Source organism: Alkalilimnicola sp. S0819 (genome assembly GCF_009295635.1).
Classification (GTDB): domain Bacteria; phylum Pseudomonadota; class Gammaproteobacteria; order Nitrococcales; family WHIW01; genus S0819.
The window spans coordinates 1-300 of record NZ_WHIW01000078.1; the positions used below are offsets into that span (position 1 = coordinate 1).

General features: G+C 71.0%; 1 protein-coding gene. It reads right to left on the reverse strand.

All coding sequences use genetic code 11. From position 1 onward, the window contains the following. Window positions 1-64: 64 nt before the first annotated feature. Window positions 65-300 (reverse strand): toxic anion resistance protein (locus GBG68_RS14050; RefSeq protein ID WP_193222361.1); only part of this gene is annotated, 236 nt, incomplete at its 5' end.

Genomic DNA, 300 nt, shown 5'->3' on the forward strand with positions numbered 1-300 from the left:
AATCCGGAGAGGCTGCTGGGCATTCCGGGGCGCGGACTCCCTACAACGCCAGGCGCGGGGCTGATCAGCTCGCCGGCTGCGCGGCGGTCCCCTCGTCCAGGCGCCGTATCGCCGCATCCCCCTGGGCGCCCAGCTCCTCCAGCCGGCCGATCTGCTCATCGAGTCTCGGCAGCGCCTCGCGGCGATATCGGGAGAGCTCGTCGAGGGCCCCCATCACGTCCCCGAAGGCCTGTTCCAGCTGCTCCATATCCAGCACCGTGCCCGAGGCACGGGTCTGGATCTCCACCCCCTGCTGGCGCA